The sequence below is a fragment of the Rhizobium sp. CAU 1783 genome (genome assembly GCF_054551725.1).
Genome location: NZ_JBTOLM010000001.1, coordinates 65,093 through 81,918 on the forward strand (window position 1 = coordinate 65,093; position 16,826 = coordinate 81,918).

The following is a 16,826-nucleotide window of genomic DNA, read 5'->3' on the forward strand; positions in this document are numbered from 1 at the left end:
CCGGAGAGGTCCGCATCATTTCTAATCGATTGATTAAAACAACATGCTTTTCGCATGTGCAATAGTCGGCCCGTTACAGTTCTGCGAAATTCAAGCGGTTGAAAATGACATAGGTCAAGTGACCGGCGAGGTGTACGGCGGCTTCGGCCAGGCGCGTACGCCGCCGGTCCAGGTCTCAAACAGCCGGCTGAGCTTCAGCACGCGCAGATCGTCGAAGCGGGGGCCGACGATCTGCAGGCCGATCGGCATTCCGTCTTTCGAGAAACCGCAGTTGATCGACGCCGCCGGCTGCTCGGACATGTTCCACGGTACGGTGAAGGCGATATGTTCGAAAGGACGTTCGGGGTCGTTGGTCGGCGAGGCCCACTCCGCCGGATAGGACACGATGGGGTTGGTCGGGGAGAGCACTGCATCGACGGCGGAAAACAGCCGCCCGCAGGCTCTTCGCATTTCGATCGTCTGGCCGAAACCCTGGACGGCCTCGACGCCGCTCACGTCGGCGCCTTTCTCCGCCCAATGGTAGATGTAAGGCAGGATCAGCGCGCGGCGCTCTTCGGGGAGGTTGCGGATATCGCCCCAGAACTTGGCTCGCCAGAAGCTGTCGAGACCGTCGAGCATCGCCCGCGTCAGCACCGGCCCGACTTCGAAGACCGTGGCGCCGGCCTCCTCGAACATCCGGGCCGCCTTCAGCACCGCATCACGGATTTCGTCTTCGACCGGCAGGCCGCAACCGGCATCGAGCATGACCCCGATCTTCATGTCGCGCAGGTCGATTTCGCGGTCCAGCCAGTCGAAGTCATTGGGCGGCAGGCTGGTCCCATCGCGCCAGTCGGGCCGCGACAGTGTTGCCATGGCGATGGCCGCGTCATCGACGCGGCGGGTCATCGGCCCTGCGCAACGTCCGACATAGAAGGGGTCGACCGGGATGCGGCCGTTGCTCGGCTTCAAGCCGAACAGGCCAGTCCAGCCGGCGGGCAGGCGCACCGAGCCGCCGATGTCGGTGCCGATATGCAAGGGCCCGTAGCCGGCAGCGGCAGCTGCCGCCGCCCCGGCGCTCGATCCGCCGGGGTTCTTCGTCAGGTCCCAGGGATTGCGGCTCAAGGGGTGGAAGCTGGACAGGCCGGACGACAACATGCCGTAGTCGGGGCAAGTCGTCTTGGCGAAGATCACGGCTCCATCCTCGCGCAGGCGGGCCGCAACCGGAGCGTCGGCCTCGGCCGGCACGAGATCGACCGCTGCGGTTCCGAGTGGTATGGGATGGCCCCTGGTGGCGATCAGTTCCTTGAGCGAGACCGGTATGCCGTCGAGCACGCCCTGCGGCGCATCTCTCAGCCAACGTTCGGTGGAAGCCCTGGCCTGCGCGCGGGCAATCTCGGGATCGTAGGAGTAGAGGGCGCAGACATGGGGCTCGAAGGCCTCGATGCGGGCCTCGACCGCGAGCCAATACTCGTAGGGGGTGAGCGTCTTGGCCCTGAAGTTGGCAAGAACATCCCTGGTCGTCAGGTTCAGCACATCGCTCATGTCTCTATCCGCTTCCTTCAAGAAATCGATCCGGGATGTCTTCCTTAGGATGTTATCGGGGACGTCTGCGTGATCTCGTCTTCTGCTCGATGACAGGCGGCATAGCGCACCGGCAGGATGGCGCGCAATTCTGGCGTCTCCCGGGCGCAGCGTTCGATCGCCAGCGGGCATCGATTGCGGAAGGCGCAGCCTGTTGTCGTATCATCTGTTTGCGGCTTTACCGGCTGTATCTCTCTGGCTGGACGGCCGAACCGGTCGATGGCGGGCTCGGCATCGGCGAGTACTTGCGTATACGGATGAAGCGGCCGGTCGAAGACCTGATGGGCGGGGCCGGTCTCAACGACACGCCCCCGATACATCACCGCGACACGGTCGGCGATACAGTCGACGACGGCGAGATTGTGGGTGATGAACAGGAAGGTGACGCCACGCCGCTTTCTCAGATCCATCAGAAGGTTCAGCACCTGCGCCTGGACCGACAGGTCGAGGGCCGAGACCGGTTCGTCGGCGATCACCAGCCTAGGCTCGGTGACGAGGGCGCGGGCAATCGCAATGCGCTGCCGCTGGCCGCCGGAGAATTCGTGTGGATGCCGTTCCGCATGCTCGGCTTTCAGCCCCACGCTTTCAAGCATGTCGACGACGCGGTCGCGGATTTCCGCGCGAGACGGCTTGCGGGCGAGAACATGCAGCGGCTCGGCGACGATGCGGCCCACCCTTTGGCGCGGATCGAGCGAGGCGAACGGATCCTGAAACACCATCTGGAAGTTCTCGCGCCGTCGCATCAGCTCTTTCGACGGCAGGGCGAACAGGTCCTCGCCCGCGAAGAAAACCTGACCGGCGGTCGGCCGGTCGAGCGCCATCACCAGCCGCGCCAGCGTGGACTTTCCGCAACCACTTTCGCCGACGATGCCGAAGATCTCGCCGGCCTCGACCGTCAGCGACGCCTTATCGAGCGCGCGGGTCACATGGGCAGGTCCGAACAGTGTGCGGCTGACATAGTCGCGAGAGAGGTTACGAATATCAAGGAGGGGAGACTCGCTCATCGGAAGTCTCCACGCGCCGCACGAAGATTGGTTTGTCGGGTGTGGCTACCCCCCTCTGCCCTGCCGGGCATCTCCCCCTCAAGGGGAGCGATCGACATGTTGCGCCCACCCCGCTTCCAACACGCAATTGCATTGGCGGACATTCGACGTCTCATCGATCACGACCCTCCATGGCCCGGATGCAGCGCACGCCGCGGCTGTCGCCAAATTCCTGCCAGTCGGGTTCGGCGGCACTGCAGGCGTCGATGCGGTCGGGACAGCGGTCGGAGAAGACGCAGCCCGGAGGCAGGCGGTCGAAGGGGGGAACCGTGCCGCGAATGGTCGGAAGGCGGCCGCCGTCGCCGACGCGGCGGGGCACTGCGCCGATGAGGCCGCGGGTGTAGGGATTGAGCGGATCGGTCAGGACCGCCCGCGTTCCGCCTTCCTCCATCCGCCGCCCGGAATAGAGCACGAGGGTCCGATCGCACATGCGGGCGATCACGCCGAGATCGTGGCTCACCAGCATCAGCGCCATGCGGTATTCGCTGGTGAGATCGTCGAGGATGTCGAGCACTTCCGCCTGCACCGTGACGTCGAGCGCGGTGGTCGGCTCGTCGGCGATCATCAGGGCCGGCTTCGGCGCGAGCGCAATGGCAATGCCGACCCGCTGGCGCTGGCCGCCGGAGAGTTCATGCGGATAGCTCTTCGCCCTGCGCCGGGCATCGGGAATGCGCACCTGGTCCATCAGCTCGATCGCCTGCGCCCGCGCGTCGCGCCAGGACAGACCGCGATGCCAGACCAGACCTTCGGCGATCTGGTCGCCGATGGTCATGGCCGGGTTAAGCGCCGTCATGGGTTCCTGGAAGATCATGCCGATCTGATTGCCGCGGATCTCGCAGAGCCGTTCCTCCGTCGATGACAGAAGGTTCTCTCCGGCGAAGCTGATCGTGCCGGTCGCCTTCGCGACCGATGGCAGGAGGCCCATGATGGAAAGCGCCAGGAGGGTCTTTCCGGACCCGCTCTCGCCGACGACGCCGAGCGTTTCGCCGGCCGGGAGGTCGAAGGACATGTCAGACAGCACCCGTGCGCTGCGGCCGGTGCGGTCGATGGAGATCGACAGGTCGCGCACCGAGAGGAGGGGGCGATCGGGATGCTCGGCAGGCGGCTGGGTCATGCGGCGCCCCCGTCGCGAGGATCGAGCAGGTCGCGCAGACCGTCGCCGAGCATGTTGAAACCGAGAACGGTGCAGGCGATGGCGAGGCCGGGCAGGATGGCGAGCCAGGGTGCGGCACCAAGATAGGTCTGGGCGTCCGCCAGCATCCGGCCCCAGGTCGGTGCAGGCGGCGGCATGCCGAGGCCGAGAAAGGAGAGCCCCGCTTCGGTCAGGATCGCAAGGCCGAGCTGGATCGTCGCCTGGACGATGATCTGGTTCGCGATATTGGGCAGGACATGTTCGACGGTGATGAGGAGCTGGCCCTTCCCGGCGCCGCGTGCGGCCAGGACGTAGTCGCGCGACCAGATCTGTTGGGCAGCACCTGCGGTGACGCGGGCGAAGACCGGGACCATGAAGGTGGCGATGGCGATGATCGCGGTGAAGCGGCCGGTTCCCATCAGTGCACCGAGCATCATGGCGGAGAGGATCGGCGGAACGGCGAAGAGCACGTCATTGGCGCGCATGACGAGGGCTTCGATCACGCCGCGCCGTGCGGCGGCGATCACGCCCAGCACCGTGCCGACCGATGCGCCGATCGCGACTGCGGCAGCGGCCGTCGACAGGGAATTCCAGGCTCCGGCCATCAGCATCGAGGCGATGTCGCGGCCGAACTGGTCGGTGCCCAGGAGGCCATGGGCGAGCGGCGCCTTCAGCTTGTGGATGATCTGCATCTTCGCCGGGGGCAAGGGCGTCCAGACGAGCGAGAGGAGCGCCAGCGCGAGCAGGATAAGGATGATGCTGCCGCCGATCGCCAGATTGGGGCGCCGCAGATATCTGGAGAGACCACTCGTTCCGGAGCGTGCGGTCATCGCGTGCGGCTCCTCAGGCGCGGATCGAGGACCAGATAGGAAAGATCGACCAGGAAGTTCATCACGATGACGAGCCCGGCGAAGAACAGCACCACGTCCTGCATGACAATCACGTCGCGCTGGGCGAGCGCCTGATAGGCGAGGCGCCCGAGACCCGGCAGGTTGAAGACGTTCTCGATCAGGATCGCACCGGCGATCAGGAAGGTGAATTGCAGGCCGAGAATAGTGACCACGGGCACGAGGGCATTCGGCACCGCATGACGCCAGAGCGCCACCCGGCGTGGCAGGCCCTTGGCACGGGCGGTGCGGACGAAGTCTTCGTGCAGCACCTCGAGCACCGAGGCGCGGGTCACGCGGGTCAGCACGCCCGCCTGCGGCAGGGCAAGGGCGATCGCGGGAAGCGTCAGGGCCTTCATTCCGGCCACAAGCCCCGCGTCCCAACCCGGAAAACCACCGGCCGGCATCCAGCCGAGAGAGACGGAAAATGCAAGGATCAGCAACAGCGCAACCCAGAAACCCGGAACCGCGATGAAGGCCTGCGACAGAACCCCGCCCACATAATCCAGTGCCGAATTGCGCATGGCGGCGGAAGCGACGCCGAGTGGGATGGCGATCAGGACCGAGAGGACGATTGCAGTGAAGGCGAGCGGCAGCGTAACCGCCAGCCGTTCGGCGATGAGGCCTGCGACCGGGACGCCATAGGTGTAGGACCGGCCGAGATCGCCCGTCAGCGCGGCGGAGAGCCATTGCAGGTAGCGGACGGGAAGCGGCTGGTCTAGGCCGAGTTCAAGGCGTAGTGCAGCCAGGGTGTCAGGGCTCGCCGAAGTGCCGAGCATGATCGATGCCGGGTCTCCCGGCAGTACGTCCATGACGAAGAAGATGAGCGCGGAGACGGCCGCAAGGGTCACGATCAGACTGCCAATGCGCCGGGCGAGAAGTGTCAGCATGGGGGCATACTCCCGTCATGTGATCTCTCAATTTTGTCGGCTCGCTTCTTTCGCCTTGTCAAACCATCCCCCTCTGCCCTGCCAGCGTTCGTCGCTGCAATCGATTCATTGAATCGATTGCCCCGCTGCGCATACCGCTTCTCACCCCCCTCAAGGGGGGAGATCGCGCGTGGATCGCTACCGCCATGCCGATTGGCGTCGGGTTGGGCAAGGAGGATAAACTCCCGACTGACGAGAAGGGAAAACCAATTCTCGACGCGGACCGCAATGTGCATAGGGCAGCCCCTACCAATCTCCCCCCTTGAGGGGGAGATGCCCGGCAGGGCAGAGGGGGGTATGATGCTCATGGCTCATCTCGCAGGGGGCTGGGAACCAGCGCGGTGCTTACCCTGTCGCTCACTCCTCCCAATAGACCTCGGTCAACACGTTGGAGGGGATCGGTTCGTTTTCCCACAGTCCCTTCAGCTTCTTGTTCCAGATGCCGAGCTTCGGCATGACGAAGAGATAGAGTGCCGGAACGTCCGCGGCGAGGATCTTCTGCGCCTCGCCGTAGAGCCTGTCCTGCTCGGCGGTATCGGCGGTCGCCTCGATCTTGGCGAGCACGTCGTTGAAGGCCGGGTTCTTGTAGTTGAAGTAGTAGGGATCACGGGCATAGATGTCGATGTCCATCGGCTCGGCATGGGCGACGATGGTCATGTCGTAGTCGGTGCCCTTGAAGACGTCCTGGACCCATTTGGCCGGGAACTCGGTCGGCTCGATGTTCATGGTCACGCCGATTTCCGCGAACATCGCCTGCATCACCTGGGCCGAACGCGGGGCATAGGCCATCTGCGGGGTCTTGATGGTGAAGGTGAAACCGTCGGGATAGCCGGCCTCGGCAAGCAGGGCCTTTGCCTTTTCCGGATCGTAGGCATGGGTGCCGGTGAGATCGACATAACCTCGGTCATTTGGGGTGTAGTGGCTGCCGATCGGCGTGCCAAAGCCCGACCAGGCGCCGTCGACTATGACGGAACGGTCGATCGCCATCATCAAGGCCTGGCGAACGCGCTTGTCGTCGAAGGGCTTTCGCGCGTTGTTCATGCCGGCGACCACTTTCAGCTCGGTGTTGCCGATGACGGTCGCCAGCTTTTCGTCGCCCTTGAAGCTTTCCACCAATTCCGGCGCGCCGAACTCCGGGAAGGCATCGACATCGCCGGACTTCAGCGCGGCGGCCTGCGCCTGCGGGTCGGCGATGAAGCGGAAGGTGACCTTGTCGAGCTTCACCTTGGCCGCCTCGTTCCAGTAGTCCGCATTGGCGGCGAGTTCCACCTTGTCGCCCTTGGCCCAGCTGACGAACCGGAACGGGCCGGTGCCGACCGGCGTCGTCTTGTCGTTTGCGGCGCTCTTCGTTCCGACGATCGACGAGGAGGGCCAGCCGAGCCAGTAGAGCAGGCTTCCGGCCGGGGCCTTCAGCTTCAGGATCAGGGTCAGCGGATCGGGAGTCTCGATGGTGTCGATCGATGCAAAGTAGCGCTTCTGCGGATTGACGCTGTCCGCGCCGCGGGCGCGTTCGAGCGAGGCCTTTGCCACGGTGCTGTCGAAGGCTTCGCCGTCATGGAACTTCACGCCGTCTTCGAGTTTGAACGTATAGGTGAGGCCGTCCGGGGAAATCTCCCAACTGCGGGCAAGCTGCGGCTGGACCTTGCCGTTCCGGTCGATGGTAACGAGACCTTCGAAGATGTTCTGCCAGGTCACCTGGCCGATCGCGACCGGGGCGGCGATCGTCGGGTCGAGGCCGGTCGGCTCGATCGTCATGCCGAGCGTCAGTTCTCTGTCGGCGGCCAGTGCCGGGAAGGCGCCCGCGAGAGTTGACGAAACGGTCGCGGCGAGAGCCAGCGCGAGCCCCCGCAAGAGCGATGGGCTGCCAGCCGACGATACTGATTTCATGGATTTCCCCTGTTCCTCTTCCCGTCCGCCGTCTTCCGGAGCTCGGCGGTTTGCAGTGCGGAAAATACTTGCATCTCGCGCGCGGCCGCACAATCCGGATTTTGCGACCGCCGCGAAGGGCATTGGAAGAGATGGGGCCTGCTTTGCGTCAGGCGACTTCGCCCTGCGGCCCCGAACGGCCGTCTCGCATGCCGTCCGCGTCCTTTGCGGAAACTTGTGGAAGCAGCAGTCCCGCCTGGCGGGCGGCGTCGATGAAGGCTGCGCGGGCAATGGGTGCGGCATCCTTCGACTCAATCGCCAGCCGGCACCAACGGCTGGCACGCAGGTAAGCTGCGCCGTGCCGCGTCGGCCATTCTTCTTCGAGAAAGTAGAGTGCATCGACCGGCTCGCGGAAGGTCCGGGCGAGGCCGCATTGCAGTTTCAGTTCGACGGGATCGGCCCAGGTGGGCTGTATCTCAAGGGGTGTAACGGTCATGACATTCTCCATTGCGACTGCACGAACACGCGAGCGGCGCCGAAGTTCCATGACGATTTTGTTAAAATTCGTGGCTTGCCTAGACCGGACTTCCTAGCCTCAGGCCGGTGCGTCGGGTGATCCTTCCAGCGCATCGAACTCGCCCGCGTCACGGCGACGAAGCCAGTCTGCGGTGTATTCGCCGGCGGCTGCAGCGGCGTCCTCCATCGAAACCCCAGCGAGAAGTTTGTGCAGGACGGCGCCGCTGAAGCTGTCGCCGGCGCCGATCGTATCGGCGGTGACGACCAGTTCCTTCAGGCTGATGCGGGTCTCGATCCGGCCGTCGAAGAGCGTCATCGCGTTCGGCCCGTCGGTGAGCATCAGGTCCTTCAGTCGGGCACCGGCGACGCTGACGGCTGCCGACCAGATGTCGGGAAGGGTGCGGCCGGGAAAATCTGCGCGCGAGGCAACGACGACGTCGGCCGGCCGCGGGGTCGGGTCTCGCAGCGGAAACTGGCTGACGACCAGCGGGGCTGCCTCCAGCGAGCGCAGGAGCGTGTTGGACAGCCGGGCGCCGTTGACATAGAAGGCGTCGGCCGTGATCGGCTCCGCGAGCGAGAAGTCGCGGGCGATGCGCCGCGTGCTGCCGAGGATGGTGCGCTCCCCGGCCGGATCGAGAAAGATCTCCGCGAACTCCGTCTGGCCCTCGGAGAGCCGGACATGCTCCGTTCCGAACCCCATTTCTTTCAGCCGTTCCAACGCGGCAAGGCCATGGGCGTCGGTCGCCAGGGTCGAGACGATCTGCACGGGATGGCCGAGGCCGAGCAGCATGCGGCCGGTATAGTAGCCCCCACCGCCGAGGCGAACGGTCCGGCCTGTCCAGACAATGCGGGCACCGGACCGGAGCGGCTCCTGAAGCCGCCAGACGCGATCGTGATTGATGTGGCCGACGACAACGACGGAGGCTGGCATGAAGCGTTCGTCCCTTTTTTCCGCGATTGCCGCGAGCGAGGTCGCCGGAACCGCGGGGCTTGCGGAACCGGGGCGCCTCGGATTTCATGCCAGACACTAGGGCACGAGGTCGCTGGCAAGCAAGGAGGCGGAGTATGACGATCAGAACCGTGGTGTGGGGAGAGAACATCCACGAGCAGACCAATGCCGTGGTTCGCGGGATCTATCCCGACGGAATGCATGCGACGATCGCCGCGGCGCTCAATGCCGGCGATGGCATCGAGGCGACGACCGCGACACTGCAGGAGCCTGAACATGGTCTCAGCGTCGAGCGCCTCGCCGGCACGGATGTGCTGGTATGGTGGGGGCACAAGGACCACGGGGCCGTCGCGGACGAGGTGGTCGAGCGGGTGGCGCGCCGGGTCTTCGAAGGCATGGGGCTGATCGTCCTTCACTCCGGCCACTTCTCCAAGCCGTTCAAGCGGCTGATGGGCACGCCCTGCGCGCTCAAGTGGCGTGAGGCGGGCGAGCGGGAACGGATCTGGACGGTCAATCCGGGTCATCCGATCGCCGCGGGGCTGCCCGAGAGCTTCGTCCTCGAGAATGAGGAAATGTATGGCGAATTCTTCTCCGTTCCCGAGCCGTTGGAAACCGTCTTCATCTCCTGGTTCGCCGGCGGCGAGGTTTTTCGCTCCGGGCTCACCTGGCGCAGGGGTGCCGGAAACATCTTCTATTTCCGTCCCGGCCACGAAACCTATCCGACCTATCACGACGCGAATGTCCAGACGGTCATCCGTAGTGCGGTCAAATGGGCCTATAATCCGATGTCAGCCCATATCGGTGTTCACGATGCGCCGAACGTGCCCGTCGAGCGGGCCCTGGAGTCGATCACGGAGCGCGGTCCGAAGCTGCACCAGTCCGGCGAGGAAGGGTACAAGTGATGGCACCGATCCGTCTTCTCGTCCTGGGCACCGGGGGCATGGCGAATACGCATGCCCTCAATTTTTCCACCATTCCCGACGTGACCCTGGTCGGGGCCGTCGATGTCGACCTTGCCAAGGTTCGTGCCTTTGCCGCCCGGCACGATATTCCGAACACCTTCACCTCGCTCGAGGAGGCGATTGCCTGGGGCGAATTCGACGCCGCGACCAACGTGACGCCGGACCGCATCCATCATCCGACCACGCTCGCGCTGCTGGCCGCCGGCAAGCATGTGATGTGCGAGAAGCCGCTTGCCGAAACCTATTCAAAGGCCGCGGAGATGGCTGCGGCGGCCGAGACGTCCGGCCTCGTCAATATGGTCAATCTCACCTATCGCAACGTGGCGCAGGTGCAGAAGGCGCGCCAGATGGTCGTCGACGGCGAGATCGGCCGCGTGCGCCATGTCGAGGCGTCCTATCTGCAAAGCTGGCTGGTTTCAAAGGCATGGGGCGACTGGACGACCGAGAGCCAGTGGCTCTGGCGGCTGTCCACCCGGCACGGGTCGAACGGCGTGCTCGGCGACGTGGGCATCCATATCCTCGACTTTGCGGGATTTGGGGCCGCGACCGAGATCGATCACGTCTTTGCCCGGTTGAAGACCTTCGACAAGGCCGCCGGCAAGCGGATCGGGGAATATGATCTCGACGCCAATGACAGCTTCATCATGACGGCGGAGTTCACCAACGGCGCTATCGGTGTGATCCATGCAAGCCGCTGGGCGACCGGGCATCTGAACGAGCTCAGGCTGAGGGTTCACGGCGACAAGGGCGCGCTCGAGGTCATTCACCGGCCCGACGGGTCCATTCTTAGGGCTTGCCTGAGAGAGGACGTGGAGAAAGCAATCTGGCAAGAGATACCGGTCGAGCCGGTCGAGACCAACTATCAGAAGTTCGTCGCGGCAATCCGCGATGGGCGCGGGCAACAACCGGACTTCCGCCACGCAGCCAACCTGCAGAGGGTTCTCGATCTTGCGCTGCGCACCGAAGCCGAACGCCGCGAGCTTTCGGTCTAGCCGCGTGGTCGTGGAAAACAGAAAGCCGCCCGATCGCATCGGGCGGCTTCTTGTTCGGTCTGGGCGCTGTATCAGTAGGTGACCTTGACCGCGGTCTTCTCTTCGGCGGCGCGAACCGCCGCGTCGGCGAGCGCCAGCGCGATCAGGCCGTCTTCGGCGGAAGGCGACAGCGGAGTGCCGTTTTCCAGGCCGTCGATGAAGGCCGAAATCTCCGCGGCGTAAGCCGCGGTGTAGCGGGTCATGAAGAAGTCGTGCAGCGGCGGGCGGGTGTAGCCGTCCTTGGTGGCGATCTCGATCGACACCGGCCGCTGGTTTTCCGCCGAGACCGAACCGAGCGAACCGTGCACCTCGATGCGCTGGTCGTAGCCGTAGGAGGCGCGGCGGGAGTTCGAGATCATCGCCTGGCGGCCGCTCTTGGTGGTCAGCACCAGGCTGGCGCTGTCATAGTCACCCAGTTCGCCGATCTTCGGATCGACCAGAACGGCGGCGGATGCCATCACGCTGTCTATTTCCTCGCCCAAAAGGAAGCGTGCCATGTCGAAGTCGTGAATCGTCATGTCGCGGAAGATGCCGCCCGAAACCTTGATGTATTCCGCCGGCGGCGGGCCGGGGTCGCGGCTGGTGATCGTCACCATCTCGACCTTGCCGATCTGGCCATCGTCGATCGCCTGGCGCACGGCGCGGAAATGCGGGTCGAAACGACGGTTGAAGCCCAGCATGACCTTGCCGCCGACCTTGCGCACCGTTTCAAGGCAAGCGCGGGCACGTGCGACGTCGAGATCGATCGGCTTCTCGCAGAAGATGGCCTTGCCCGCCTTGGCGAAGCGCTCGATCAGGTCGGCATGGGTGTTGGTCGGCGTGCAGATGATGACCGCATCGATATCCTTGTCGGCCTCGATCTCGTCGATCGTCCTGACGGCGGCGCCGGAGGCCGCGGCGATCGCGTTTGCCGCCTCGGGAAAGGCGTCGGCGACCGCGACGAGTTTCGCCCGCTTGTCTTCGGCGATCGCACGGGCATGCACCTTGCCGATACGGCCTGCGCCCAGAAGGGCCAGTTTCGTTACCATGATCTTCTCCTCCCTTGGTCGCCTTGCCGAACCGGCCTCAAGCGCCCTAGACACGTGTTGTGGCGTCGCGTGCGGGGTCCGTCCTTTTCACGGCAAGCGAAAGGACGAGACAAGGCCGCTTCGGGCCGCCGCCTCCGATGGATGTTCCAAAACTCCATTTGGAATATACATTCTATTTTGCTAGATTGCGATATCGTTTGTGTCAAGCGCCATTGCGGAAAGGACAGTCATGACGGAAACCGGCGGGCCGACCAGCATCAAGGCATTCGAGGAGCGACTGCTGGAGGTCTCGGAAAATCTCCCCAAGCGACTGCGCCAATGCGCCGATTATGTCGCGGCGAACAAGGATCGGATCGCGGTTTCGACCGTCGCGGAAATGGCGGAAGGGGCGGGTGTCCAGCCGTCGGCCTTCATGCGTTTCTGCCAGATTCTCGGGTTTTCCGGTTTCTCCGAGATGCAGAAGCTGTTTCGTGATTCCTTCGTCGGGGGATGGCCGGACTATTCCACCCGTCTCCATCACTTGAGGGAAAAGGCCGAGGGCAGCCCGACCGCGCTGCTTGCCGAATTCGTCGAGGCCGGGCGTACTTCCCTTGAAGGTCTGCTGAAGACGATCGACCCGCAAATGCTTGAAATGGCCGTGGAAACGCTGGCCAAGGCACAGATGATCCACATCATCGGGATGCGGCGATCCTTCCCGGTCGCAAGCTACATGGCCTATGCGCTGGAGAAGATGAACGTTCCGGCCATGCTGCATAGCGCTGTCGGCAAGCTGGAAAACCATCATGCGATCCGGCCGGGCGACGTGCTGCTTGCCATTACCTTTTCGCCCTATTCCGCCGAGACCATCGATCTCGTCGAGCAGGTTTCCGGCCGGGGGATCCCGGTGGTCGCCGTGACCGACACGATCGTCAGCCCTTTGCGGAAATTCAATGCGCTCACGCTCTCGGTGTCTGAAGTCGATTTCGGTGCGTTCCGATCGTTGTCGGCGACGCTCTGTCTGGCGATCACGCTTTCCGTCGCGGTCGGTACGGCGCGACAGGATAACTGAATATTTGTGTTGAAAATTCCAAAAATAGAATTTAAAGTTCATTCTTAGAGGAGAAGGTAGGCCGCAGTGGTGCGGTCGCCCGAGATCACGGAAGGCGGGGATACACCTGCCGCCGCAGGGAGGTTTGCTTGGCAGTACTCGATCTGATCACGATCGGCCGTTCGTCGGTTGACCTTTATGGTGCGCAGGTGGGTGGCCGGCTCGAGGATATGGCCTCCTTCAACAAGTATATCGGCGGCTCGCCGACCAACATCGCTGCCGGCACGGCGCGGCTAGGCCTGAAGTCTGCGCTCATCACCCGGGTCGGCGACGAGCATATGGGCCGCTTCATCCGCGAGCAGTTGGTCAAGGAAGGCGTCGATGTGCGCGGCGTCGCGACCGACCCGGAGCGCCTGACCGCGCTCGTATTGCTCGGCATCCGCGACGAACACCAGTTTCCGTTGATCTTCTACCGCGAGAACTGCGCCGACATGGCGCTTTGCGAAGACGACATCGATCCGGCCTTCGTCGGCGAGGCGCGCTGCGTGCTGGCGACGGGGACGCATCTTTCGCATCCGCGCACCGAGGCCGCCGTCTTGAAGGCGCTGAAGATCGCCCGTGAAAACGGCGCGAGGACCGCGCTCGACATCGACTACCGTCCCAATCTCTGGGGGCTTGCGGGCCATGGCGCGGGTGAGAGCCGTTACATCGAATCTCGGGCGGTCACCGCAAAGCTGCAAGCGACGCTTCATCTGTTCGACCTGATTGTCGGAACGGAAGAGGAATTCCATATCGCCGGTGGCACGACCGATACGGTCGAGGCGCTCAAGGCGGTGCGGCGCGTTTCCGATGCGGCGCTCGTGTGCAAGCGTGGCGCGATGGGTGCCGTGGTGTTCGAAGGTGCGATCCCCGGCAGTCTGGATGCGGGCCAGACGGGTGAGGGCTTCCCGATCGAGGTGTTCAACGTGCTCGGCGCCGGCGACGGCTTCATGTCCGGCCTGCTCAAGGGCTGGCTGACCGGAGAGGACTGGCCGACCAGCCTCAAGTTTGCCAATGCCTGCGGCGCCTTTGCCGTCTCGCGCCACGGCTGCACGCCGGCCTATCCGAGCTGGGAGGAACTGCAGTATTTCTTCAAGGCCGGCATCCGCAACAAGGCGCTCCGCAAGGACGAGGCGCTGGAACAGGTGCACTGGTCGACCAACCGCAAGGGCGACTGGTCGACGATGCGGGTCTTTGCCTTCGATCACCGCATGCAGCTTGAGGCCATGGCCAGCGAGGCGGGCGTCGAGGCAGGCCGGATCGGCAAGTTCAAGAAGCTGTGCCTCAATGCGGCGCTGGAGGTCTCTGGGGGCACTGCGGGTTACGGCATTCTCTGTGACAACCGGATCGGCCGCGATGCGCTGTATGCCGCGAGCGGCTCCGGCCTTTGGATCGGCCGGCCGGTCGAATGGCCGGGCTCGCGTCCGCTGACCCTGGAGCCGGAGATCGGTCCTGATTTCGGCGGTCTCGTCGAATGGCCGCTCGAAGACGTGGTCAAGGTTCTCTGTTTCTATCATCCCGACGACACGGCGGAGATGCGTGCCGAGCAAGAGGCGACCGTGGTCCGCCTGTTCCATGCCGCCCGCCGCAACCGTCTGGAAATGCTGCTCGAAGTGATCCCGTCCAAGGTCGCCGCGACGGATGACGACACGGTCGCGCGGATCATCGACCGCTTCTACGAGATCGGCGTCTATCCGGACTGGTGGAAGCTCGAGCCGATGCGGACCGAGGCGTCGTGGGCCAATGCCTGCGCCGCCGTCGAGCGGCATGATCGATATACGCGCGGCATCGTGGTCCTCGGGCTCGATGCACCGCAGGCGGAGTTGGAGGAAAGCTTCGCGCTTGCCGCCCGTTTCGATCTGGTCAAGGGTTTCGCCGTCGGCCGGACGATCTTCGGCGAGGCGGCGCGCAAGTGGCTGTCCGGTGCGATCACCGACGAAGACGCCGTGAAGGAAATGGCGCAGCGCTATCGCAGCCTCTGCGATGTCTGGGACAAGGCCCGCGAAGACGCTCGTGCTGCCAAGGGAGAGAAGGCATGAAGACGGTGAGACTGACCGCCGCACAGGCGATGGTGCGCTACCTCGCCAACCAGCTCAACGAGCATGGCGAACCCTATATCGCCGGCGTCTGGGCGATCTTCGGCCACGGCAACGTGGCCGGTATCGGCGAGGCACTGCACGGCATCCGCGACCGGCTGCCGACACTGCGTGGTCAGAACGAACAGTCCATGGCCCATGCGGCGATCTCCTATACGAAGCAGTTGCGCCGCCGGCGTGCGATGGCGGTGACGTCGTCGATCGGACCGGGTGCGGCCAACATGGTGACGGCGGCGGCGCTCGCCCATGTCAACCGGCTGCCGGTGCTCTTCATTCCGGGCGACGTCTTCGCCAATCGCGGGCCCGATCCCGTTCTGCAGCAGCTCGAGGACTTCGGCGACGGTACGATGACGGTCAATGACTGCTTCAAGCCGGTCAGCCGCTACTTCGATCGCATCATGCGGCCGGAACATCTGCTGACGGCACTGCCGCGGGCGATGCGCGTCATGACCGATCCTGCCGATTGCGGTCCGGTCACACTCGCTTTCTGCCAGGATACCCAGGCCGAGGCCTACGACTATCCGGAAAGCTTCTTCCAGCCGAAGGTCTGGCGCCACCGCCGCCCCGAGCCGGACGTTCATGAGTTTGCTGCCGCCGTCGAAGCGCTCAAGTTGGCGAAGAACCCGGTGATCGTGGCCGGTGGCGGCATCCACTTCGCCGGTGCGACCGAGACGCTGAAGGCCTTCGTCGAAAAGCACCGCATTCCGGTCGTCGAGACGCAGGCCGGCAAGTCGGTGCTCGCCTGGGATCATCCGCTGAATTTCGGGGCGGTCGGGGTAACCGGCACGGAATGCGCCAACATCGTCTCCGAAAAGGCCGACCTCGTCTTCGGCGTCGGCACCCGCTTCCAAGATTTTACCACCGGCTCGTGGGCGCTGTTCAAGAACCCGAACCGCCGTATCCTGGCGCTCAACGTGCAGGCCTATGACAGCGCCAAGCATGATGCCATCCCGTTGACCTCGGATGCGAAGATCGGCCTCGAACGGTTGTCGGCCGCGCTCGGTGATCATGTGTTCTCCGCCCCGGATGCCGGTCTCAAGGATGCTTGGTTCGTCAAGGCGGATGCCGTGACCGCGCCGCCGAAAGACGGCAACGCGCTGCCGACTGACATGCAGGTGATCGGCGCCGTGCAACGCCAGTCGCGCGACAACACCGTCGTCATGTGCGCCGCCGGAACGATGCCGGGCGAGCTGCACCAGCTGTGGAAGGCCAAGCTGCCACTCTCCTATCACATGGAATACGGCTTCTCCTGCATGGGCTACGAGGTTGCCGGTGGGCTCGGGATCAAGCTTGCGGAACCCGATCGCGACGTCATCGTGATGGTCGGCGACGGTTCCTACATGATGATGAACTCGGAGCTTGCGACCTCCGTCGCCATGGGCGTCAAGATCACGCTCGTCATCACCGACAACCGTGGCTACGGGTGCATCAACCGGTTGCAGATGGGCACCGGCGGGGCCGAGTTCAACAACCTCTACTCCCACACCAACGTCAACCCGATTGCCATCGACTTTGCGGCTCATGCCGCCTCCATGGGAGCGAGCGCCCGCAAGGTCGCGTCGATCGCGGAGCTGGAAGAAGCGCTCGCGGCAGCACGCGAGGCGACCGTCACCACGGTTATCGTCATCGATACCGATCCCTATCCGACGCCGGATGCCGGCGGATATTTCTGGGACGTTGCCGTTCCGGAAGTCTCGCCCCGTGCGGAAGTCAATGAAGCCCGTGTCCGCTACGAGGCGGCCCTCAAGGAAAGACGCTAAG

General features: G+C 64.3%; 14 protein-coding genes. 5 read left to right on the forward strand and 9 right to left on the reverse strand.

All coding sequences use genetic code 11. From position 1 onward, the window contains the following. Window positions 1-114: 114 nt before the first annotated feature. The 8 genes from ACX93L_RS00240 to ACX93L_RS00275 all read right to left on the reverse strand — a co-directional run bounded on the left by ACX93L_RS00240 (window position 115) and on the right by ACX93L_RS00275 (window position 8,864). On the reverse strand, window positions 115-1,521 hold the full coding sequence (locus ACX93L_RS00240; protein WP_459402985.1) for an amidase: 1,407 nt from the start codon (window positions 1,519-1,521) through the stop codon (window positions 115-117). A 44-nt stretch (window positions 1,522-1,565) separates the two neighbouring features. Further along, window positions 1,566-2,564: an ABC transporter ATP-binding protein gene (locus tag ACX93L_RS00245; protein WP_459402986.1), complete on the reverse strand. Its 999-nt coding sequence runs from the start codon at window positions 2,562-2,564 to the stop codon at window positions 1,566-1,568. A gap of 151 nt (window positions 2,565-2,715) precedes the next feature. After that, window positions 2,716-3,717 (reverse strand): ABC transporter ATP-binding protein, encoded by a 1,002-nt coding sequence (locus ACX93L_RS00250; RefSeq protein WP_459402987.1) that lies wholly within the window; start codon window positions 3,715-3,717, stop codon window positions 2,716-2,718. Beyond that, complete coding sequence (locus tag ACX93L_RS00255) at window positions 3,714-4,565, reverse strand: ABC transporter permease (RefSeq protein ID WP_459402988.1); 852 nt, start codon at window positions 4,563-4,565, stop codon at window positions 3,714-3,716. The genes ACX93L_RS00250 and ACX93L_RS00255 overlap by 4 nt, the downstream gene beginning before the upstream one ends. After that, complete coding sequence (locus ACX93L_RS00260; RefSeq protein WP_459402989.1) at window positions 4,562-5,512, reverse strand: ABC transporter permease; 951 nt, start codon at window positions 5,510-5,512, stop codon at window positions 4,562-4,564. Before ACX93L_RS00260 ends, ACX93L_RS00255 begins: the two co-directional genes overlap by 4 nt. A 396-nt stretch (window positions 5,513-5,908) precedes the next feature. Continuing rightward, window positions 5,909-7,438 carry an ABC transporter substrate-binding protein gene (locus ACX93L_RS00265; protein ID WP_459402990.1) on the reverse strand — a complete coding sequence of 510 codons (1,530 nt, stop codon included), beginning with the start codon at window positions 7,436-7,438 and terminating at the stop codon, window positions 5,909-5,911. A gap of 148 nt (window positions 7,439-7,586) precedes the next feature. Continuing rightward, the gene (locus tag ACX93L_RS00270; protein ID WP_459402991.1) at window positions 7,587-7,913 is read right to left on the reverse strand and encodes a DUF982 domain-containing protein; all 327 of its coding nucleotides are present in this window, start codon (window positions 7,911-7,913) and stop codon (window positions 7,587-7,589) included. A gap of 99 nt (window positions 7,914-8,012) precedes the next feature. Continuing rightward, window positions 8,013-8,864 (reverse strand): PfkB family carbohydrate kinase, encoded by an 852-nt coding sequence (locus tag ACX93L_RS00275; RefSeq protein WP_459402992.1) that lies wholly within the window; start codon window positions 8,862-8,864, stop codon window positions 8,013-8,015. A gap of 134 nt (window positions 8,865-8,998) precedes the next feature. On the opposite strand from ACX93L_RS00275, the gene ACX93L_RS00280 reads away from it, so the two are divergent. Next, window positions 8,999-9,784: a ThuA domain-containing protein gene (locus ACX93L_RS00280; RefSeq protein ID WP_459402993.1), complete on the forward strand. Its 786-nt coding sequence runs from the start codon at window positions 8,999-9,001 to the stop codon at window positions 9,782-9,784. Then, the gene (locus ACX93L_RS00285) at window positions 9,784-10,836 is read left to right on the forward strand and encodes a Gfo/Idh/MocA family protein (RefSeq protein WP_459402994.1); all 1,053 of its coding nucleotides are present in this window, start codon (window positions 9,784-9,786) and stop codon (window positions 10,834-10,836) included. Before ACX93L_RS00280 ends, ACX93L_RS00285 begins: the two co-directional genes overlap by 1 nt. A gap of 71 nt (window positions 10,837-10,907) precedes the next feature. On the opposite strand, the gene iolG is transcribed toward ACX93L_RS00285, so the two are convergent. Beyond that, entirely contained in the window at window positions 10,908-11,903 is a 996-nt protein-coding gene (gene iolG / locus ACX93L_RS00290) for an inositol 2-dehydrogenase (RefSeq protein ID WP_459402995.1), read from the reverse strand. Window positions 11,904-12,132: 229 nt separating this feature from the next. On the opposite strand from iolG, the gene ACX93L_RS00295 reads away from it, so the two are divergent. The 3 genes from ACX93L_RS00295 (at window position 12,133) to iolD (ending at window position 16,825) form a co-directional block, all read left to right on the forward strand. Next, window positions 12,133-12,951: a MurR/RpiR family transcriptional regulator gene (locus ACX93L_RS00295; RefSeq protein ID WP_459402996.1), complete on the forward strand. Its 819-nt coding sequence runs from the start codon at window positions 12,133-12,135 to the stop codon at window positions 12,949-12,951. Window positions 12,952-13,079: 128 nt separating this feature from the next. Further along, a complete protein-coding gene (locus ACX93L_RS00300; RefSeq protein WP_459402997.1) occupies window positions 13,080-15,008 on the forward strand; it encodes a bifunctional 5-dehydro-2-deoxygluconokinase/5-dehydro-2-deoxyphosphogluconate aldolase in 1,929 nt (642 codons plus the stop codon). Then, window positions 15,005-16,825 carry a 3D-(3,5/4)-trihydroxycyclohexane-1,2-dione acylhydrolase (decyclizing) gene (iolD, locus tag ACX93L_RS00305; RefSeq protein WP_459402998.1) on the forward strand — a complete coding sequence of 607 codons (1,821 nt, stop codon included), beginning with the start codon at window positions 15,005-15,007 and terminating at the stop codon, window positions 16,823-16,825. The genes ACX93L_RS00300 and iolD overlap by 4 nt, the downstream gene beginning before the upstream one ends. Window position 16,826: the final 1 nt, after the last annotated feature.